The sequence below is a fragment of the Gordonia sp. LMA484 genome (genome assembly GCF_058129505.1).
On sequence record NZ_CM176700.1, the window covers coordinates 3,429,950 to 3,447,050 of the forward strand.

General features: G+C 67.7%; 17 protein-coding genes. 8 read left to right on the plus strand and 9 right to left on the minus strand.

Annotated features, from left to right (window positions below; all coding sequences use genetic code 11):
- Positions 1-62 precede the first annotated feature (62 nt).
- Complete coding sequence (locus AC4AMJ_RS15085) at positions 63-1,271, plus strand: serine/threonine-protein kinase (RefSeq protein ID WP_489900351.1); 1,209 nt, start codon at positions 63-65, stop codon at positions 1,269-1,271.
- 6 nt (positions 1,272-1,277) lie between these two features.
- Here the strand turns inward: AC4AMJ_RS15085 and AC4AMJ_RS15090 are convergent, their stop codons facing one another.
- Both AC4AMJ_RS15090 and AC4AMJ_RS15095 read right to left on the minus strand, forming a co-directional pair.
- Entirely contained in the window at positions 1,278-1,949 is a 672-nt protein-coding gene (locus tag AC4AMJ_RS15090; protein WP_489913068.1) for a LuxR C-terminal-related transcriptional regulator, read from the minus strand.
- The gene (locus AC4AMJ_RS15095; protein WP_489900347.1) at positions 1,949-3,223 is read right to left on the minus strand and encodes a PspC domain-containing protein; all 1,275 of its coding nucleotides are present in this window, start codon (positions 3,221-3,223) and stop codon (positions 1,949-1,951) included. The genes AC4AMJ_RS15090 and AC4AMJ_RS15095 overlap by 1 nt, the downstream gene beginning before the upstream one ends.
- Positions 3,224-3,339: 116 nt before the next feature.
- On the opposite strand from AC4AMJ_RS15095, the gene AC4AMJ_RS15100 reads away from it, so the two are divergent.
- Complete coding sequence (locus tag AC4AMJ_RS15100; protein WP_489913070.1) at positions 3,340-4,818, plus strand: PspC domain-containing protein; 1,479 nt, start codon at positions 3,340-3,342, stop codon at positions 4,816-4,818.
- Positions 4,815-5,024, plus strand: a complete 210-nt coding sequence (locus tag AC4AMJ_RS15105) for a hypothetical protein (RefSeq protein WP_489900344.1) — start codon at positions 4,815-4,817, stop codon at positions 5,022-5,024. The genes AC4AMJ_RS15100 and AC4AMJ_RS15105 overlap by 4 nt, the downstream gene beginning before the upstream one ends.
- Positions 5,025-5,074: 50 nt before the next feature.
- Here the strand turns inward: AC4AMJ_RS15105 and guaA are convergent, their stop codons facing one another.
- Positions 5,075-6,667 carry a glutamine-hydrolyzing GMP synthase gene (gene guaA, locus AC4AMJ_RS15110; protein ID WP_489900342.1) on the minus strand — a complete coding sequence of 531 codons (1,593 nt, stop codon included), beginning with the start codon at positions 6,665-6,667 and terminating at the stop codon, positions 5,075-5,077.
- Positions 6,668-6,774: 107 nt separating this feature from the next.
- Here guaA and AC4AMJ_RS15115 point away from each other — a divergent pair, with 107 nt between their 5' ends.
- The 3 genes from AC4AMJ_RS15115 to AC4AMJ_RS15125 are packed head-to-tail and all read left to right on the plus strand — an operon-like array spanning position 6,775 to position 8,688.
- Entirely contained in the window at positions 6,775-7,386 is a 612-nt protein-coding gene (locus AC4AMJ_RS15115) for a biotin transporter BioY (protein WP_489900340.1), read from the plus strand.
- A 28-nt stretch (positions 7,387-7,414) separates the two neighbouring features.
- On the plus strand, positions 7,415-8,089 hold the full coding sequence (locus AC4AMJ_RS15120) for an energy-coupling factor ABC transporter ATP-binding protein (RefSeq protein WP_489900338.1): 675 nt from the start codon (positions 7,415-7,417) through the stop codon (positions 8,087-8,089).
- Positions 8,086-8,688, plus strand: coding sequence for an energy-coupling factor transporter transmembrane component T family protein (locus AC4AMJ_RS15125; RefSeq protein ID WP_489913072.1), 603 nt, complete (start codon positions 8,086-8,088; stop codon positions 8,686-8,688). Before AC4AMJ_RS15120 ends, AC4AMJ_RS15125 begins: the two co-directional genes overlap by 4 nt.
- Before the next feature lie 115 nt (positions 8,689-8,803).
- Here the strand turns inward: AC4AMJ_RS15125 and AC4AMJ_RS15130 are convergent, their stop codons facing one another.
- Together AC4AMJ_RS15130 and guaB are read right to left on the minus strand one after the other, a co-directional pair.
- Positions 8,804-9,961, minus strand: coding sequence for a GuaB3 family IMP dehydrogenase-related protein (locus AC4AMJ_RS15130; protein WP_489900335.1), 1,158 nt, complete (start codon positions 9,959-9,961; stop codon positions 8,804-8,806).
- A 74-nt stretch (positions 9,962-10,035) separates the two neighbouring features.
- Positions 10,036-11,547, minus strand: a complete 1,512-nt coding sequence (gene guaB, locus AC4AMJ_RS15135) for an IMP dehydrogenase (protein WP_489900333.1) — start codon at positions 11,545-11,547, stop codon at positions 10,036-10,038.
- Positions 11,548-11,678: 131 nt separating this feature from the next.
- Between guaB and AC4AMJ_RS15140 the strand changes: the two genes are divergently transcribed.
- A complete protein-coding gene (locus AC4AMJ_RS15140; RefSeq protein ID WP_489900331.1) occupies positions 11,679-12,068 on the plus strand; it encodes a DUF5319 domain-containing protein in 390 nt (129 codons plus the stop codon).
- A 64-nt stretch (positions 12,069-12,132) separates the two neighbouring features.
- On the opposite strand, the gene AC4AMJ_RS15145 is transcribed toward AC4AMJ_RS15140, so the two are convergent.
- The 3 genes from AC4AMJ_RS15145 to AC4AMJ_RS15155 all read right to left on the minus strand — a co-directional run bounded on the left by AC4AMJ_RS15145 (position 12,133) and on the right by AC4AMJ_RS15155 (position 14,505).
- Positions 12,133-13,119 carry an anti-sigma-D factor RsdA gene (locus AC4AMJ_RS15145; protein WP_489900330.1) on the minus strand — a complete coding sequence of 329 codons (987 nt, stop codon included), beginning with the start codon at positions 13,117-13,119 and terminating at the stop codon, positions 12,133-12,135.
- Positions 13,103-13,690, minus strand: a complete 588-nt coding sequence (gene shbA / locus AC4AMJ_RS15150; RefSeq protein ID WP_489900329.1) for an RNA polymerase sigma factor ShbA — start codon at positions 13,688-13,690, stop codon at positions 13,103-13,105. The genes AC4AMJ_RS15145 and shbA overlap by 17 nt, the downstream gene beginning before the upstream one ends.
- Before the next feature lie 68 nt (positions 13,691-13,758).
- Positions 13,759-14,505, minus strand: a complete 747-nt coding sequence (locus tag AC4AMJ_RS15155; protein ID WP_489900328.1) for a hypothetical protein — start codon at positions 14,503-14,505, stop codon at positions 13,759-13,761.
- Between the two features lie 500 nt (positions 14,506-15,005).
- Here AC4AMJ_RS15155 and AC4AMJ_RS15160 point away from each other — a divergent pair, with 500 nt between their 5' ends.
- Complete coding sequence (locus tag AC4AMJ_RS15160; RefSeq protein WP_489900327.1) at positions 15,006-15,302, plus strand: WhiB family transcriptional regulator; 297 nt, start codon at positions 15,006-15,008, stop codon at positions 15,300-15,302.
- Positions 15,303-15,400: 98 nt separating this feature from the next.
- Here the strand turns inward: AC4AMJ_RS15160 and groL are convergent, their stop codons facing one another.
- Positions 15,401-17,017 carry a chaperonin GroEL gene (gene groL, locus AC4AMJ_RS15165; protein WP_489900325.1) on the minus strand — a complete coding sequence of 539 codons (1,617 nt, stop codon included), beginning with the start codon at positions 17,015-17,017 and terminating at the stop codon, positions 15,401-15,403.
- Between the last annotated feature and the right edge of the window lie 84 nt (positions 17,018-17,101).

Below are 17,101 nucleotides of genomic sequence, written 5' to 3' on the forward strand. Positions count from 1 at the left end.
ACGTGCGAGAAGTTGTCAAGCGCGATGGGCCCCCCGAGCCCCATCCGACTATCATGCAGCCTATGCCGACCACCCCCGAGAACCGACGCACGCCGGGTCCACAGCACCTGATCGCCGGGCGCTACCGGTTGCGCTCGCGCATCGGCGGTGGAGGCATGGGCGCGGTGTGGCTCGCCAAAGACCAGTTGTTCGATCGCGAGGTCGCCGTCAAGCAGGTCGTCTCCACCGAGGGACTCAGCGACGAGACGGCCGACAACATCCGGCAGCGCGCCATGCGAGAGGGCCGCATCGCCGCCAGACTCACCCACCGCAACGCCATCGCGATGCACGACGTCGCCCTCGACAGCGGCGAACCATGGCTGGTGATGGAATACCTACCCTCCCGCAGTGTCGCCCAGATCCTTTACACCACAAAAACTCTCGGCGTCGAACCGGCAGCCCAGATCGGCGCCCAGGTGGCCGACGCGATGACCGCGGCACATGCCGCGGGCATCATCCACCGCGACATCAAACCGGGCAACATCCTCATCACATCAACCGGGCGCGACGCCGGCCTGGTCAAGATCACCGACTTCGGCATCTCCCGGTTGAAAGACGATGTGAGCCTCACCCAGTCCGGCGTGATCACCGGCACTCCTGCTTATTTCGCACCCGAGGTGGCGCGTGGTGCCGAGCCCGGCGAGGCGTCGGATGTCTACTCCCTCGGCGCCACCGTATACACCCTCATCGAGGGTCAACCGCCGTTCGGGGTGGATGACGACTCGCTGGCGTTGCTACACAAGGTCGCCCGCGCACAGATCACCCCGATGACCAAGGCCGGCGATCTCGAACCCGTGCTGTTGCGCCTGCTGGAACCGAGCCCGGCCAAACGACCCACCATGGCGGAGGCCCGTGACCTGCTCGCCGCCGTCGCTGCCGGTGATCGTCGATCGATTTCGCAGGTGTTGTCCGGCCCGATCACCACGCCGGACGGCGGTGTACCGACCTGGGCCCAACGATCGCCCCGGCCGCCTCGCACGCATTCGACCGGCGCCCACCGGCCCGTCAGCGGCCCCGGCCCGAATCGTCCCGACCAACCGTCGTCCGCCGCATCTGCCCTTCACTCCCGGGCATCGACACTGCCGACGAACCCGGCCACGCTGAGCTCCCGTCTGCCACACCCCGGTCCGTCGAGGTCTCCGTCACCGTCCAGAACCACTCTGACCCTGGCCATCTCCGCGCTTGCGGCGATCCTGCTGGTCATCGTGCTGATCGTGGTGATCGTCAGCTGAGGACGACTATCCGATGTGCCGGGTCGCGGCCCAGCGGGTGAGTGCATTGCGGTTGGACTGCTGCGTCTTGCGCAGCACGTTCGATGCGTGGGTCTCGACGGTCTTGATCGAGATGAACAGTTCGTCGGCGATCTCGCGGTAGGTGTAGCCACGGGCGAGCAGCCGCAGCACCTCCAGTTCCCGTTTGGTGAGGGAGTCGAGCTCGGGGTCGAGGGGAGGCTCCGGCGCCGCTGACTTACCCGTGAAGGAATCCAGCACGAACCCCGCCAGCCGTGGACTGAACACCGCGTCGCCGTCGGCGACCCGTCGCACCGCGTCGGCGAGCGCCTTTCCGTCGATCGTCTTCGTGACGTAGCCGCGGGCGCCCGCCCGGATGGTCGCGATGACGTCCTCGGCCGCGTCGGAAACGCTGAGCGCCAAGAAGACCGGCACCGATCCGTCGACGATTGCGTCGGTCACCCCACGCAGCACCGCGACCCCACCGCCCGACGGCATGTGCACATCGAGCAGCACGACGTCGGGCCGCAGAGCGACGATGCCGGCCACTGCCTCGGACACGGTGCCCGCCTCACCGGCGACCTCCAGTCCCGGTTCCGAGGCCAGCTCGGCACGGACACCGGACCGGAACACGGCATGGTCGTCGACGAGAAAGATCCGGCAGACCGCCGCCTCTGTCATCACTGCGCTTCCTCTTCCTGTGCATGGTCTTCTGTCACAGTCGATTCTGACACCGCCGATTCTGCCTCCACCTCGACCTTGCCGACATCACCGCGCCGCATGGTCAGCCGGACGTTGGTGCCACGGCCGGGCGACGAGTCGACCGTGACCTCTCCGCCGGCCCGATGCATCCGCGCGGTGATGGACCGTGCGATGCCCTGCCGGTCGCCGTCGACGAGATCCGGGTCGAAGCCGACGCCGCGGTCGCGCACGAAAACCTCGACCTGGTCATCGGTCACCTCACCGTAGACGTCGACCTTGCGTTCCCCGGAGTGCTTGGCGGCGTTGATCAACGCCTCCCGGGTGGCGGCGACCAGTGCCGCCCACCGGCGACGTGCCGCAGCGGGTTCGTCGTCCGGACGCAGATCGCCGACCGTGATCACCTCGACCTCGATACCGTAGTGATCCTCGACCTCGGCTCCGACCGCCTGCAGACTGGCCGACAACGATCCCGCGCGCTGGGCGGGATCGCCGAAGAGCCAGCCACGCAACTCGCGTTCCTGACTTCGGGCCAATCGGGCGACCTCTTCGGGTTTGCCGGCCTGCTTCTGGATCAGCGCAAGGGTCTGTAGCACGGAGTCGTGCAGGTGTGACGCGATCTCCTCGCGTTCTGCGTTACGGATCCGCGCCGCACGTTCCTCGTTGAGAGCGCGCCACATCCGCATCCAGAGGGGCACGCTGAGCAGCAGGGCTCCGAACAGTGTCGCGACGACCGCGAGCAGCGTGGTGGACAATCCGCCGAAGGAGCGATCGCCGGCGAGCACGATCACCACCAGCCCGCCGATCACCAGGAGCGTCCCGCCGATCAGCCGGGTCCAGGTCAATACCGGTGTCCGCGGGGAGGCGCGCGAGGTGTCGAACTCCCGCCAGACCAGGCTCGCGCCGACCACGACGAACACGAAGGGCACGAGATAGGCGGCCGGGGTGCCCGAGGCCGCGAAACCCACCACCGACATCGCCACCAGACCGACGAGCGCAAGTCCGTACGCCTGCCGTCGTTCTCCCGGAGCGGGCGGCGCGGTGTCGTGGCCGGGCGGGCAGAAGAACCAGAGCAGTCCGTAGGCGAGAACACCGGCGCCGGCGAGCGCGGCCAACACCATGAACACGACTCGTACCCGGAACACGTCGACTCCGAGATGATCGGCCAGACCGCCCGCGACACCGGCGATCACCCGGCCACCGTCGCGCCGCACCAGTCGCGGCGTCTCCGACGGCGCGGTCGGCGTCACGGACACGGGCACACCACCACTCACACCTCGATAGTGGCACGCCCAGACCACACCGCACATCAGGGACTTTCTCAGGGTATGTCCCGATGTGCCGAAGCTCCCGGGCCGACAGGATGGGGACCATGGACACGAAGCAGTTCGAAAGCCTGTGGGCGACGCGGCCGGTCCGGCCGAACGGCAACCGGACGGTCGCGGGTGTGTGCGCGGGATTCGCGGCACGATATCGGGTCGATCCGACCCTGGTGAAGATCGCGTTCGTGGTGGCGACGCTGTTCGGCGGGAGCGGTCTGGTGCTCTATATCGCCGCGTGGATCGCGCTGCCGAGCGAGGACAACGCCGACCGGGTGGGTCCCGGATTCTCGGGATCACGCACACGGCGCCATGACGGCCGCGCGCACATGCCGCACCGCAACGGCAAGATCGTGCTGCTCATCGTGTTGGCGATCATCCTGCTCACGTCGTTCGGGCCGAATCGCACCTGGAGCTCCGGCGGACTTCTGGGCGCCGCACTGATGCTGCTCGGCTGGTGGCTGCTGTATCAACGCACGCCGGAGGCGCCGGCAGGCACCGGTGTCGACTCCCGCCGTCCGAGCCAGGTCGGTGTGGCGAGCGGTACCGGCGACGCGCTGCAACCGTGGATTCCCCGGGCGATGATGAACACGCCCGCGCCGACGACCTCCCCGTCGTGGCCACATGCTGAGCCGCCGACACCGCAACCGGCCACCGACGACGGGCCCCCGGTGCCCGGCATCCCCCCCGATGTGACAGCTCCGCCGACCACGTATGACTCCGGCGAGCATGGACCGAGTGGGTACGGTGCGAGTGGGTACGGACCGAGTGGGTACGGTGCGAGTGGATACGGGCCGACCCCGTACGGGCCGAGCGCCTACGACACCGGCGCGGCGGACGAGCTCAGGACCACCCCACCTGCGTGGGATCCGTTGGGCGCGGCGCGATTCGCGTGGGACCTGCCCGAACCCGCGGCGGACAACAGCCCGGCGACGCCCCGCGAACGTCGCTCACCGCTGACCCTCATCGTGATCGGGGCCGCCGTCATCGCCGCCGCGACCGGTGCCGCCCTGCATCAGGCCGGTGTCGACTGGTTCACCCCGGTCCGGATCATGTCGATGTCGCTCGCGGTCGTCGGTGTCGGACTGATCCACGCCGGCCTGCGCCGGAGGCGGGCCGGCGACCACAGCTCCGGTCTGGTTCCCATCGCCCTGCTGCTCGGGGCCGCCATCGTGCTGACCAGCGTCATCGGACATCTGAGCGCCCTGCCGTCGGGTGGTGTCGGCGAGCGGACGTACACACCGCTCAGTGAGGCCGACATCAAGAGCGACTACTCGCTGACCATGGGCAAGATGGTGCTCGACCTCCGCGACGTCGACATCACGTCGGACCGGACGGTGAACCTGAGGAACGGGGTCGGCGAGATCCAGGTCCTCGTGGACGAGAACACGAACGTCCGCGCGAACTGCGAGGCCAAGGTCGGCGACTATGACTGTCCCGACGGCGTGTCGGGTGGGCGCGACGGCACCGACGGTCCGATCCTGACAATCGACGCACAGACCAACGTCGGACATGTGGAGGTGGCCCGATGAGCCAGGAGACGACCGACCGCGACACCCGGCATCGCGCCCCCGGGCTGACCATCCTCGGATTCGCGGCGCTGCTGGTGGCGGCATGGGGACTGGCCGGCGGGCCGAGCCTGCCCTCGGCCGCCGACCTCGGCTGGATCGCCGTGGCCGGCGGCCTGACCATCGGCCTGATCCTGATCTTCACCGGAGCACGGTCGACGCGGCGCTGACCGGAGCGATCACCGACGGCGCGGCGTCCGGTTCCTCTCGGCCGGCCGCCTCACTCCCACTCGATGGTGCCCGGCGGCTTGCTCGTGACGTCGAGGACCACGCGATTCACGTCCGGGACCTCGTTGGTGATCCGCGTCGAGATCAGCTCGAGAACCTCGTACGGTACGCGCGTCCAGTCGGCGGTCATCGCGTCCTCGCTGGACACCGGGCGAAGCACGATCGGATGACCGTAGGTGCGGCCATCTCCCTGCACACCGACGCTGCGGACGTCGGCGAGCAGAACCACCGGACACTGCCAGATCTGACCGTCGAGTCCCGCCGCGGTCAGTTCCTCGCGGGCGATGAGATCCGCTTTGCGCAGGGTCGTCAACCGATCCGCGGTGACCTCGCCGACGATCCGGATCGCCAGGCCCGGACCCGGGAACGGCTGGCGGCCGACGATCTCCTCGGGCAGGCCCAGTTCACGCCCGACGGCACGAACCTCGTCCTTGAACAGCAACCGCAGCGGCTCGACCAGAGAGAACTCGAGATCGTCGGGCAGACCGCCGACGTTGTGGTGGCTCTTGATGTTGGCTGTACCGCTGCCGCCACCCGACTCGACGACATCGGGGTACAGCGTGCCCTGGACCAGGAACTCGACCTTGTCCCCGGCGGATGCCCGGTCACCGAGGACGTCGCTCACCGCACCCTCGAAGGACCGGATGAACTCGCGGCCGATGATCTTGCGTTTGGTCTCGGGATCGCTGACGCCGGACAGCTCGGACAGGAAGGTGTCGGCGGCATCGACGGTCACCAGTTTCGCGCCCGTGGCCCCGACGAAGTCGTGCTGCACCTGCTCGCGCTCACCCGCCCGGAGAAGTCCGTGGTCGACGAACACACAGGTCAGACGATCGCCGATGGCGCGCTGAACCAGGGCAGCGGCGACCGCGGAGTCCACCCCGCCGGACAATCCGCAGATCGCGAGGCCGTCACCGATCTGGTCGCCGACGGCGTCGATCAACGAGTCCGCGATGTTCGCGGGCGTCCAGGTTGCCTCGAGCCCGGCGATCTCATAGAGAAAGCGGGTGAGCACCTGCTGGCCGTGCGGGGTGTGCAGGACCTCGGGGTGATACTGCACCCCGGCCATCTGTCGTTCGACGCATTCGAACGCGGCGACCGGGGCGCCAGGGGTCGACCCGGTGACGATGAAACCCTCCGGAGCGGTCTGCACGGCGTCGTTGTGGCTCATCCACACCGGCTGGGTGTCGGTGAGGCCCTGATGTAGAAGGCCTTCGCCGTTGAGCGACAACGTCGTCCGGCCGAACTCGCGTCCGCCGGTGTTTGCCACCTCTCCCCCGAGTTCGGCAGCCATCGCCTGGAATCCGTAACAGATCCCGAAGACCGGCACACCGAGATCGAAGACCCGGGGATCCAGCGCCGGTGCGTCGTCGGCGTAGACCGAGGCGGGCCCGCCCGACAGGATCAGCGCCAGCGGTTTGCGGGCCTCGAAGTCGGCGAACGGGGCGTCATGTGCGATCACCTCCGAGTAGATCCGCGCCTCGCGGACCCGCCGGGCGATCAGTTGCGCGTACTGCGCGCCGAAATCGATCACGAGTACGGGACGAGGACCGTCGATGAACGAATCGCCAGAAGAATCTGTCACGCGCCCAAGTCTAGAGCCGTCACGACCTGCGAAGGTCATCGGGAGACACGGCCTGGTGATGACACCCGGTAAACCGGCCGTGACCTCCACCCGACATAATGCTGTGCATGTCCGAGACCACCGACCACCGCACGTCGTCGCGGCGATTCTCGCTCTCGGTGGCCGATCTCACGCAGGCCGCGGTGTTCGCGGCCCTCATCGCCGCGCTCGGTCTGCCCGGCACCATCACCATCGGGTCGTCGGGTGTACCCATCACCCTGCAGACCCTGGGTGTGATGCTCGCCGGCGCGATCCTCGGGCCGCGCAAGGGCACGCTTGCCGTGGTGATCTTCGCCGTCCTGGCGATCGCCGGCCTACCGATCCTCGCCGGCGGTCGCAGCGGCCTCGTGGCGCTGTCGTCGCCCACCGCCGGCTTCTTCGTCGGATTCCTGCCTGCGGTCGTCGTGATCGGCCTGGCCACCGCGCTGATGATGCCGAAGTACCGGATCCTCTGGGGCATCGTCATCAACATCGTCGGTGGCATGGTGGTGATCTACGCGTGCGGGATCGTCGGGCTGCTGTTGCGCACCGACCTCACGCTCTGGGCGGCGATCTCCACCAACGGCACCTACATCCCCGGTGACATCGCGAAGGCGGTGGTGACCGCTCTGGTCGCGTCGCAGGTCCACCGCGCCTACCCCGGATTGATCACGCCGATCCGGCTGCGCCGCATCCACTGATCGGCCCGTCGGTGATCCAGTGCGCCCCATGATCGTGTTCCGGGCTGTCGGGCATGCGTTCGACGACCGGGTGGTGTTGCGCGACATCGACCTCGAGCTGACCGAACGGCGCATCGGCATCATCGGCGCCAACGGGAGCGGAAAGTCGACGCTGGCCCGGATGATCAACGCCCTGGTCACACCCGATCAGGGGTCGGTGATCGTCAACGGAATCGATGCCACCCGGGAGAAACGGAAGGTCCGACGCGAGGTCGGTTTCATCTTCAGTGACCCGGACCGACAGATCATCATGCCGACGGTCGCCGAGGACATCGAACTGTCCCTGACCCGGACTGTGTCCGACCGCGTGGAGCGTCGGGCCAGGGCCGCGGAGGTCTTGGCCCAGTTCGGTCTCGCAGATCACGCCGACCATCCCGCGCATCGCCTCTCGGGTGGCCAGAAACAACTACTCGCACTGGCATCGGTGATGGTCACGGGTCCGTCGGTGCTGGTCGCCGACGAACCCACGACGTTGCTCGATCTCCGCAACAGCCTGATGCTGCAACGGGTGTTCGCCGGACTCGACGAACAACTGATCGTGCTCACCCATGACCTCGACATGGTCACCGACTACGACCGGGTCATCGTGCTCGACGACGGACGTGTGGTCGCCGACGACACGCCCGCCGCGGCCGTCGCCGCCTACCGCGAGCTGATGGCGTGACCGCGCTCGGCGTCTACCGCCCGGGCCATTCACTGCTGCACCGGCTGCCCGCGGGTGTCAAGCTGCTCTCACTAGGCGCGGCGATCCTGGCCATCAGCTTCACCGTGCGCACCCCGGCGGCGGTCGGTGTGCTCGCCGCCGGTGTGGCAGGGGTGTTCGCGTTGGGCGGCATCGGTCCTCGCGAGGCCTGGCGACAGTTGCGGCCGGTGCTGTGGGTGCTGCTGTTCGTCGGCGTCTTTCAGGTGATCTTCACCGATTGGCAACGCGCACTGGTGGTGTGCGCGGTGCTCGCGGCGTCGGTCGCACTGGCCGCGGCGGTCTCGTTGACGACTCGCACATCTGCCGTGCTCGACGCCATCGTCGGTGCGCTGGGCCCACTTCGTCGCTTCGGGGTGCGCACCGACCTCATCGCGCTCACCCTCGCACTGGCCATCCGGTCGATCCCACTGATGGTCGACGTCGTCGGTCAGGTCGACGAAGCCCGCAAGGCCCGCGGATTACGGCCCGGCGCAAGGATTCTGGTGGCACCCGTGGTGATCGCCGCACTGCGCACCGCGGACGGGTTCGCCGAGACACTCATCGCCCGCGGACTGGACTGACCCACTACCGGGTTCGTCCCCCGGGTATCGTCATCTCCCCCATGGGCTTGTGGAGGGTCTGGCGATACCCGGGGGACGAACGCAGGTCACGGAAGCGTGGGTGTGCACTGCGATGTCAGGCGTGCAGCGACAGGCCGACCTTCTGGAACTCCTTGAGGTCACTGTAGCCGGCCTTGGCCATCGAACGACGAAGTGCGCCGACCAGATTCAGCTCACCGAAGGGATCCTGGGACGGTCCGTTCAGCACACATTGCAGACTCGGTCGGTTCTGCTCGGTGGCGACCTGCAGCAGCGCGCCCCGCGGCGTGTCCGGATGTGCGGCGGCCGACGGCCAGTACCACCCGCGACCCGGCGCCTCGGCCGAGGCGGCGAGCGGCGTGCCGAGCACCGCGGCGTCGGCCCCACAGGCGATCGCCTTCGCGAGGTCGCCGGAGGTGTGGATGTCACCGTCGGCGATGACGTGCACATATCGTCCGCCGGTCTCGTCGAGATATTCGCGACGCGCGGCGGCCGCGTCGGCGATCGCGGTCGCCATCGGCACCCCGATACCGAGCACCTCGCCGGTCGTGGTCGCACCGGCGGCCGAGCCATACCCGACGATCACACCGGCAGCACCGGTACGCATGAGATGAAGCGCGGTGCGATGGTCGTGCACACCACCGGCGATCACCGGCACGTCCAACTCCGCGATGAACGTCTTGAGGTTCAGTGGCTCTCGCGCCACCCCGTCGGCGTCGGTCTGGGCGACATGCTCGGCCGAGATGATGGTGCCGTGCACGACGAGGATCTCGACACCCGCCTCCAGCAGGGCCGGCGTCAGTTCCGGAGCGTGTTGCGGACTCACGCGCACGGCGGTGGTGACCCCGGCGTCGCGCACGGCAGCGACCGCCGCGCCGAGCAGGGCGGGGTCCAACGGCGCCGAATGCAGTTGCTGCAGCAGCCGAACTGCCGCGAAGGGATCGGGGCTCTCCGCCGCGACCGATGCCAGCTCGACGAGCTTGTCGTCGACGTCGCGGTGCCGCGCCCACAGGCCCTCGCCGTTGATCACGCCGAGCGCGCCGAGCCTGCCCAGTTCGATGGCTGTCGCCGGGGACACCAGCGCGTCGGTCGGATGGCTCAGGATCGGCGAGCTGAACCGGTAGGCATCGATCTGCCAGGCCGTCGAGACATCCTTGGACGATCGCGTCCGACGGGACGGCACGATGCTGATGTCATCGAGTTCGAACGTCCGGCGGGCCGTACGCCCCATACCGATGTCCACAAGGTCACGCACCGTTGCGCCTTTCTGCTACGCGAAGGAGTTCGCCGATCGACCCCGACCCGATGTGGTCGGGGACCGAACGAGCTTCAGCGGGAATAGTAGTTGGGTGCCTCGGCGGTGAGCGTGATGTCGTGCGGATGCGATTCTTTGAGACCTGCCGCGGTGATCTGGACGAACCGCGCCTGGTGGAGATCGGTGATCGACGTCGACCCGGTGTATCCCATCGCTGCGCGCAGGCCACCGACGAGCTGGTGGATCACCTGTGCGAGCGGTCCACGGAACGGGACGCGGCCTTCGATGCCCTCGGGAACGAGCTTCTCCTCTTTGAGGACGTCGTCCTGGAAGTAGCGGTCCTTGGAGTAGGACTTCGCCTGACCGCGGCCCTGCATCGCGCCGAGCGACCCCATGCCGCGGTAGCTCTTGAACTGCTTGCCGTTCACCAGGATCAATTCGCCGGGCGCTTCGGCGGTGCCGGCGAGCAGCGATCCGAGCATCGCCGTCGACGCCCCCGCGGCCAGAGCCTTGGCGATGTCACCGGAGTACTGCAGTCCGCCGTCGGCGATCACCGGCACGTCGTGCTGCTTGCACACCGCCACGGCCTCCATGATCGCGGTGATCTGCGGCGCTCCGACACCGGCGACGACCCGGGTGGTACAGATCGAGCCGGGACCGACGCCGACCTTGACGGCGTCCGCCCCTGCCTCGACGAGAGCCAGGGCCGCCTCACGAGTGGCGACATTGCCGCCGACGATCTGGGCACGGTCCCCCACCTCGGCCTTGAGTTTCGCCACCATGTCCAGCACGAGCCGGTTATGCGCGTGCGCGGTGTCCACGATGATCACGTCGGCACCGGCGTCGGCCAGCGCCATCGCACGATCCCATTGCGGGTCACCGGTTCCCACCGCCGCACCGACCAGCAACCGGCCGTCGGCGTCCTTGGTCGCCAGCGGATGCTGCTCGGTCTTGACGAAGTCCTTGACGGTGATCAGACCCGTCAGCTTCCCGTTGCCGTCGACGATCGGCAGCTTCTCCACCTTGTTGCGGCGCAGCAGACCCAACGCGGCCTCGGCGGAGACACCTTCCTGTGCGGTGATCAGCGGAGCCTTGGTCATCACCTCGGAGACCGGTCGCGACTGGTCCACCTCGAACCGCATGTCACGGTTGGTGATGATGCCGACGAGCTCGCCGGTCGCGTCGACCACCGGCAGCCCGGAGATGCGGTAGCGGGCACACATGGTGTCCACCTCGGCCAGCGTGTTGGTCGGCGAGCAGGTCACCGGGTCGGTGACCATGCCGGCTTCCGACCGTTTCACTGTCTCGACCTGACCTGCCTGATCCTCGATCGACAGGTTGCGGTGCAGCACACCCATCCCGCCGGCACGGGCCATGGCGATCGCCATCCGTGCCTCGGTGACCGTGTCCATCGCCGAACTGACCAGGGGCACCTTGAGCGTGATGTTCTTGGTGACCCGGGACGACGTGTCCGCGTCACTGGGAATGACGTCGGAAGCCGAGGGCAGCAACAGGACGTCGTCGAAGGTCAGGCCGAGCATCGCGACCTTGCCGGGGTCATCTCCACCGGTGCGAACGTGCGTCATCTCTCCATGGTATCGGCACCCGTGCAGTGTTCGGGCTCACCCCGCACCGTGCCGTCGGGCACACCGGGCGAACCACGCGGCCTGTGGAGTCCTCACGCCACCGAGGCCGGTGGATCCGTTACCGTGGAAGTGTGCGTGACCACCTTCCCCCCGGCTTGCCGCCCGACCCCTTCGCCGATGATCCCAGCGACCCGGCATCGGCGCTGGACTCGGTCGAGCCAGGGATCCCGCTCGACGAGAACGAGCGGATGGCGGTAGAGGAGGACCTCGCCGACCTGGCGGTGTACGAGGCGCTGCTCGCACATCGCGGCATCCGCGGCCTCGTCGTCGTGTGTGAGGACTGTCACGAAGACCATTACCACGATTGGGACATGCTGCGAGCCAACCTCCTGCAGCTGTTGATCGACGGAACCGTGCGACCTCATGAGCCGGCCGTCGATCCACGGCCCGATTCCTATGTCACGTGGGATTACTGCCGCGGCTACGCGGATGCGCGCAGCCACATCGACGACGAACGCTGAGCCGCGGGCGCGGTAGCACAGACACCTCAGAGACCGAGATGTCCTGAGGTATCGACGATCGACGTCACCAGAACCAGCCGGCAGGCGCAGGCGTGGTCGTGGTCGACAGATCCGGCGCGCCCTGTCCACCCGACGGCACGGGAAGGTCGGCCGGAGACGACGTCGGCGTCGGAGTCGTGGTCGTCACGGTCGGCGGAGCCGGCTCCTGTGGCTGCGACGTACCGGTGTTGTCGGTGCCGGTCTGACCGGTCGTGTCGTCGGGAGGATTCGGCGTGCCCTGCGTCGGATTGGGGTTCTGCGAGGTCGGTACGGTCACCGTGACCGAACCGCCACCGGTCTCGCGACGCAGGTCCCGGGGAGGCGTGCTCGGGCCCGTACTCTGATCGGTGCTCGAACCGGCGGCCGGCGCCTTGGATGAGGCGGACGATGAGGCCGCGGAGGACGACTTCGCCGAACTGGCATCGGCCTCCAGCCGCTTGATCCACTCGTTCATGCGATCCCGGGTCGCGGAGTCACGGACCGGGTCGAGATCCTTCTGCGCCTTGGCGATCAGCTCGGCAGCCTGCGCCGTGTCGCCACCGGCCATCGCGGCCTCGGCCTTCTCGAGGTTCGACTGCACATCCATTGCGGCCTGCGTCTGGCTCGCGGCCTCGGAGAACACGACACGTTTGACGCCCCACAGCGGATCCCCGGGAGACGAACCCTCGGCGAGCACGGTCAATCCGGCACCCGCGATCACGACGATCGCCGCGACGCCTGACGCCACCCTCAGATGACGGACGACTCCGCGACCCCGCTGCACACGCTCGGTGGCGGCGATCGCCGCCTCCACCTCGTCGACCGTGGGCAGGTCCGGCATCGGCGTCTCGAGGACCTCGTGCCGCCAGCCCGACATGAGCTCGGCGAGCTGATACTCGGCGTCGTCGCGCGTCGGCACCGGATGATCCTGCGACAGCGCCTCGATGAAATCGTCGTCGACATGTACAGAGGTCATGTCGATCGGCTGGTTCAGATCCCAACCGACCTCGGCAGGGTCACGCTCGTCGCTCATCGACCTCACCTGCCTTCCTCAGTGTGTCTTTCAATTTCGCCAGTGCGCGGTGTTGGGCCACCCGCACCGCACCGGGCGTGCTGCCGATCGCGTCCGCGGTCTCCTCGGCCGACAGTCCGACGACCAATCGGAGGACCAGGACCTCTCGCTGCCGCTCGGGCAGGATCGTGAGCAGCGCCCGCATCCGCCGGCTCGCATCGGCGTCGAGAGCCATCTGCTCCGGGCCACCGGCGAATGTCCCGGTCTCCGGGAGTGTCTCCACCGGATCTGCCTTGACCCGGCCGGCCACCCGCATCGCGTCGGCGACCTTGTGTGCGGCAATGCCGTACACGAAGGCCATGAACGGCCTGCCCTGGTCCTGGTACCGGGGCAGCGCTGTCATCACCGCCATCAACGCCTCCTGCGCGATATCGTCGGCGGAGAACAGATGGCGCTCTCCGACTCCAATTCGCCCTCGGCAGTAGCGCAGGATCGCGTCCTGCACACTCTCGAGAACTGACGTGAGCGCGGCACGATCGCCCTGCCCTGCGGCACGGACAGCCTCGTCCAGCTCAACACCCGTCAGTTTCATCGTCAGCTGAGATCCCCGTGTTACATGTGTGTGGTGGTGTTGCCAGTGCGCCGTGTACCACCGTCACCTTATCCACCTCCGGCCACAGACCGATCACCCACCGGCACCCACGGGAACGGAACACCTCGGCGGACCAGTTCGGCCCGCGTCCGGGCCAAATTCTCGGCCAGCCGGCGGTCGCCGGGATCCAGACCGACCCGCAATGCCAGGGAGGCCCACGACAGCGGCAGCAGCCCCGCACCCTGAGCGCGCTCGGTGACCTCTGTCGCGAGTTCGGCGGCTCGCCGTCCCTCCCCACCGGCGGCCACGGCCGCAGCGGCGATCAGCGCGGTCTTGACCCGGTGTCGCTCAGGGGTCCCGTCGACAAGAGCCAACCGTGTTCCTGCCTGCGCATGCGCCGCGGCGCCCGCCGGGTCGCCGGAATAGATCGCCAACTCGGCCGAGACCCACTCGATCCGCAGTGCGGGCCGCCGTCCACCGAGCCAATCGTCCTCATCTACCACCACCAGCGCGCGGGCACGGGTCAGCAGTCGAGCGCTCGACCCGAGGCGAAGCTGCCCGAGATGATCGGCGGCCAGACCGACGAGCCCGTCCAGGATCGCCGCCCGCTCCACCGGCGTCCGCCCCGGCCGGGCGCACCCGAGCAATGCCAATGCCCGTCCGTCGAACGCTGCCGCGTCGGTGTGGCGACCCGCCTGCCGCAACAGCGACGCCCGTGTCGACAGAGCGAGCGAGACAAGGGGTGCGTCGTCGACGGCCGCCCCGAGCCTCACGACAGCGTCCAATACCGTGAATGCGGCCGCAGTGTGACCCATGCCTCCCTGTTCGACGGCACGCGCCCACAGCACATACCCGCGCGTACATTCCCCCATTTCAAACCCTATTTTTCGACTCCGTGGCAGCCCGCCGAAACGAGTGTAACCTGTTCCAGTTTTCCTGAATTTAACCTGCCGTCACAAACATTAATCCGCGCTGCACATCACGCCCGAATAATCGTGGCGTTTCCGTGGTGTTAATCGACCGTTGTGGTGTCACGCTGCTGTCACGCGGCGAAACGAGCCCCGAAATGCCACCTCGCGCAACGAAACTTGCAGGTCAACGGGCACTACGATCACCTCCGGAGGGGCCACACGCATCACTCTCGGGACGTATGGTACTCGCCGTTCCATAGTCAACGCAGCGTTAACAATTTCGGAAATTTCACCATCGTTGACCCTGCATTTGGCGGGATTGACTCGATTTCTTTTGCTTGCCTACTGTGTGAATGCGCCGCTGAATACGAGTGCCACACTCTGACGACAAGGAGTTCGCTGTCATGCCTCAGCCCAATCATCTCCCTGGTCCGAACGCCGACATCTGGGATTGGCAAATGGAGGGTCTGTGCCGCGGTGTGGACTCATCGATGTTCTTTCATCCTGACGGCGAGCGCGGACGGGCCCGCGCCCAGCGGGAACGGCGCGCGAAAGAGATGTGCCATCAGTGCCCGGTGATCGCCCAGTGCCGCGAACATGCTCTGGCCGTGGCCGAACCGTACGGAATCTGGGGCGGTCTCTCGGAATCCGAGCGCAGCATGCTGATGAAACGCGGCGTCGGCCGCCGTATCGCCAGCTAGAGGGTCTCGACCGCAAGAAACGCTTCGACGCCAATGGGGGCATCGATCCATCCGGATCGATGCCCCCATTGTGTGTCGGGACCTCGGGTGGTCAGGCGTCAGTGCGCGTGACCGTGTCCGTGGCCGTGGGCCGGAGCCTCTTCGGGCCGGTCGACGATCGCGGTCTCGGTGGTGAGCACCATCCGCGCCACCGACGCCGCGTTCACCACGGCCGACCGGGTCACCTTGACGGGATCGATGATCCCGTCGGCGAGCAGGTCGCCGTAGGTCAGCGTTGCCGCGTTGAAGCCCTGACCGTGCTCGGACTCGGCCACCCGGGCCACGACGACAGCACCGTCGACACCGGAGTTGCCGGCGATCCAGTACAGCGGCGCACGCAGTGCGTCGCGCACCACGCGCACGCCGAGCGCCTCATCGTCGGACAGATCGGCGGCAACCGCGTCGAGGACCTTCGAGGCCTGCACGAGCGCCGACCCGCCCCCGGTGATGATGCCCTCCTCGACCGCAGCCTTCGCCGCCGCCACCGCGTCCTCGACGCGGTGCTTGCGCTCCTTGAGCGCAGTCTCGGTGGCGGCACCGACGCGGATCACCGCGACGCCGCCGGCCAGCTTCGCGAGCCGCTCGGCGAGCTTCTCACGGTCCCAGTCGGAATCGCTGGCCTCGATCTCCCGGCGCAGCTGGTCCGAACGCTTGGCGATGTCCTCGGAGGTTCCTGCGCCCTCGACGATCGTCGTCAGGTCCTTGGTGACCACCACCCGACGCACCGAGCCGAGCAGGTCGAGGTCGGCCTCGGCGAGGGTCAGCCCGATGTCGGAGGAGATGACGGTTCCGCCGGTGACCACGGCCAGATCCTCCAGGAACGCCTTGCGGCGGTCACCGAAGAACGGCGCCTTCACGGCGACGGCCTTGATGGTCTTACGAATCGAGTTGACGACCAGCGTCGAGAGCGGTTCGCCCTCGACGTCTTCGGCGACGATGAGCAGCGCCTTGCCGGCGCCGGCGACCTTCTCCAGCAGCGGCAGGAAGTCCGGCAGCGAGCTGATCTTGTCGCGATAGAGCAGCACAAGCGCGTCCTCGAGCACAGCCTCCTGGCTGTCGGCATCGGTGACGAAGTACGGGGACAGATAGCCCTTGTCGAACTGGACGCCCTCGGTGATGTCGAGGTCGGTGGACAGGCCGGAGCCCTCTTCGACGGTGACCACACCGTCGACCCCGACACGGGTCATGGCCTTGCCGACCATGGTCCCGACTTCCTCGTCACGTGACGACACGGTGGCGACCTGGGCGATCGCCTTCTCGCCGTCGACCGGGGTGGCGACACGCAGCAGTTCTTCGCTGATCGCGTCCGCCGCCTTGCCGATGCCGATCCCGAGCGCGATGGGGTTGGCACCGGCGGTCACGTTGCGCAGGCCGGCGGTGACCATCGCCTGAGCCAGGACGGTCGCGGTGGTGGTGCCGTCACCTGCGACATCGTTGGTCTTGGTGGCCACGGACTTCACCAGCTGGGCGCCGAGGTTCTCGAACGGATCCTCGAGGTCGACGTCGCGGGCGATGGTCACACCGTCGTTGGTGACGTTCGGCCCACCGAAGGCCTTCGCCAGCACGACGTGCCGGCCACGCGGCCCGAGGGTGACCTTCACGGTGTCGGCGAGTTGATTGATGCCGCGCTCGAGTGCGCGGCGCGCTACATCGTCGAATTCAATCTGTTTGGGCATGGGTCTCTTTCACAGTGCGGGAGAGCAGTGGAGAAATGGCACCGCCCCGGGGCCCGACGAGGGCACCGGGGCGGACAGACACAC

Coding starts and splice junctions, on each gene's coding strand:
- shbA (WP_489900329.1), bottom strand. CDS start 13,690: ATGAAACTGACGGGTGTTGAGCTGGACGAGGCTGTCCGTGCCGCAGGG.
- AC4AMJ_RS15085 (WP_489900351.1), top strand. CDS start 63: ATGCCGACCACCCCCGAGAACCGACGCACGCCGGGTCCACAGCACCTG.
- AC4AMJ_RS15160 (WP_489900327.1), top strand. CDS start 15,006: ATGCCTCAGCCCAATCATCTCCCTGGTCCGAACGCCGACATCTGGGAT.
- AC4AMJ_RS15155 (WP_489900328.1), bottom strand. CDS start 14,505: ATGGGTCACACTGCGGCCGCATTCACGGTATTGGACGCTGTCGTGAGG.
- AC4AMJ_RS15105 (WP_489900344.1), top strand. CDS start 4,815: ATGAGCCAGGAGACGACCGACCGCGACACCCGGCATCGCGCCCCCGGG.
- AC4AMJ_RS15100 (WP_489913070.1), top strand. CDS start 3,340: ATGGACACGAAGCAGTTCGAAAGCCTGTGGGCGACGCGGCCGGTCCGG.
- groL (WP_489900325.1), bottom strand. CDS start 17,017: ATGCCCAAACAGATTGAATTCGACGATGTAGCGCGCCGCGCACTCGAG.
- AC4AMJ_RS15120 (WP_489900338.1), top strand. CDS start 7,415: ATGATCGTGTTCCGGGCTGTCGGGCATGCGTTCGACGACCGGGTGGTG.
- AC4AMJ_RS15145 (WP_489900330.1), bottom strand. CDS start 13,119: ATGAGCGACGAGCGTGACCCTGCCGAGGTCGGTTGGGATCTGAACCAG.
- AC4AMJ_RS15115 (WP_489900340.1), top strand. CDS start 6,775: ATGTCCGAGACCACCGACCACCGCACGTCGTCGCGGCGATTCTCGCTC.
- guaB (WP_489900333.1), bottom strand. CDS start 11,547: ATGACGCACGTTCGCACCGGTGGAGATGACCCCGGCAAGGTCGCGATG.
- AC4AMJ_RS15090 (WP_489913068.1), bottom strand. CDS start 1,949: ATGACAGAGGCGGCGGTCTGCCGGATCTTTCTCGTCGACGACCATGCC.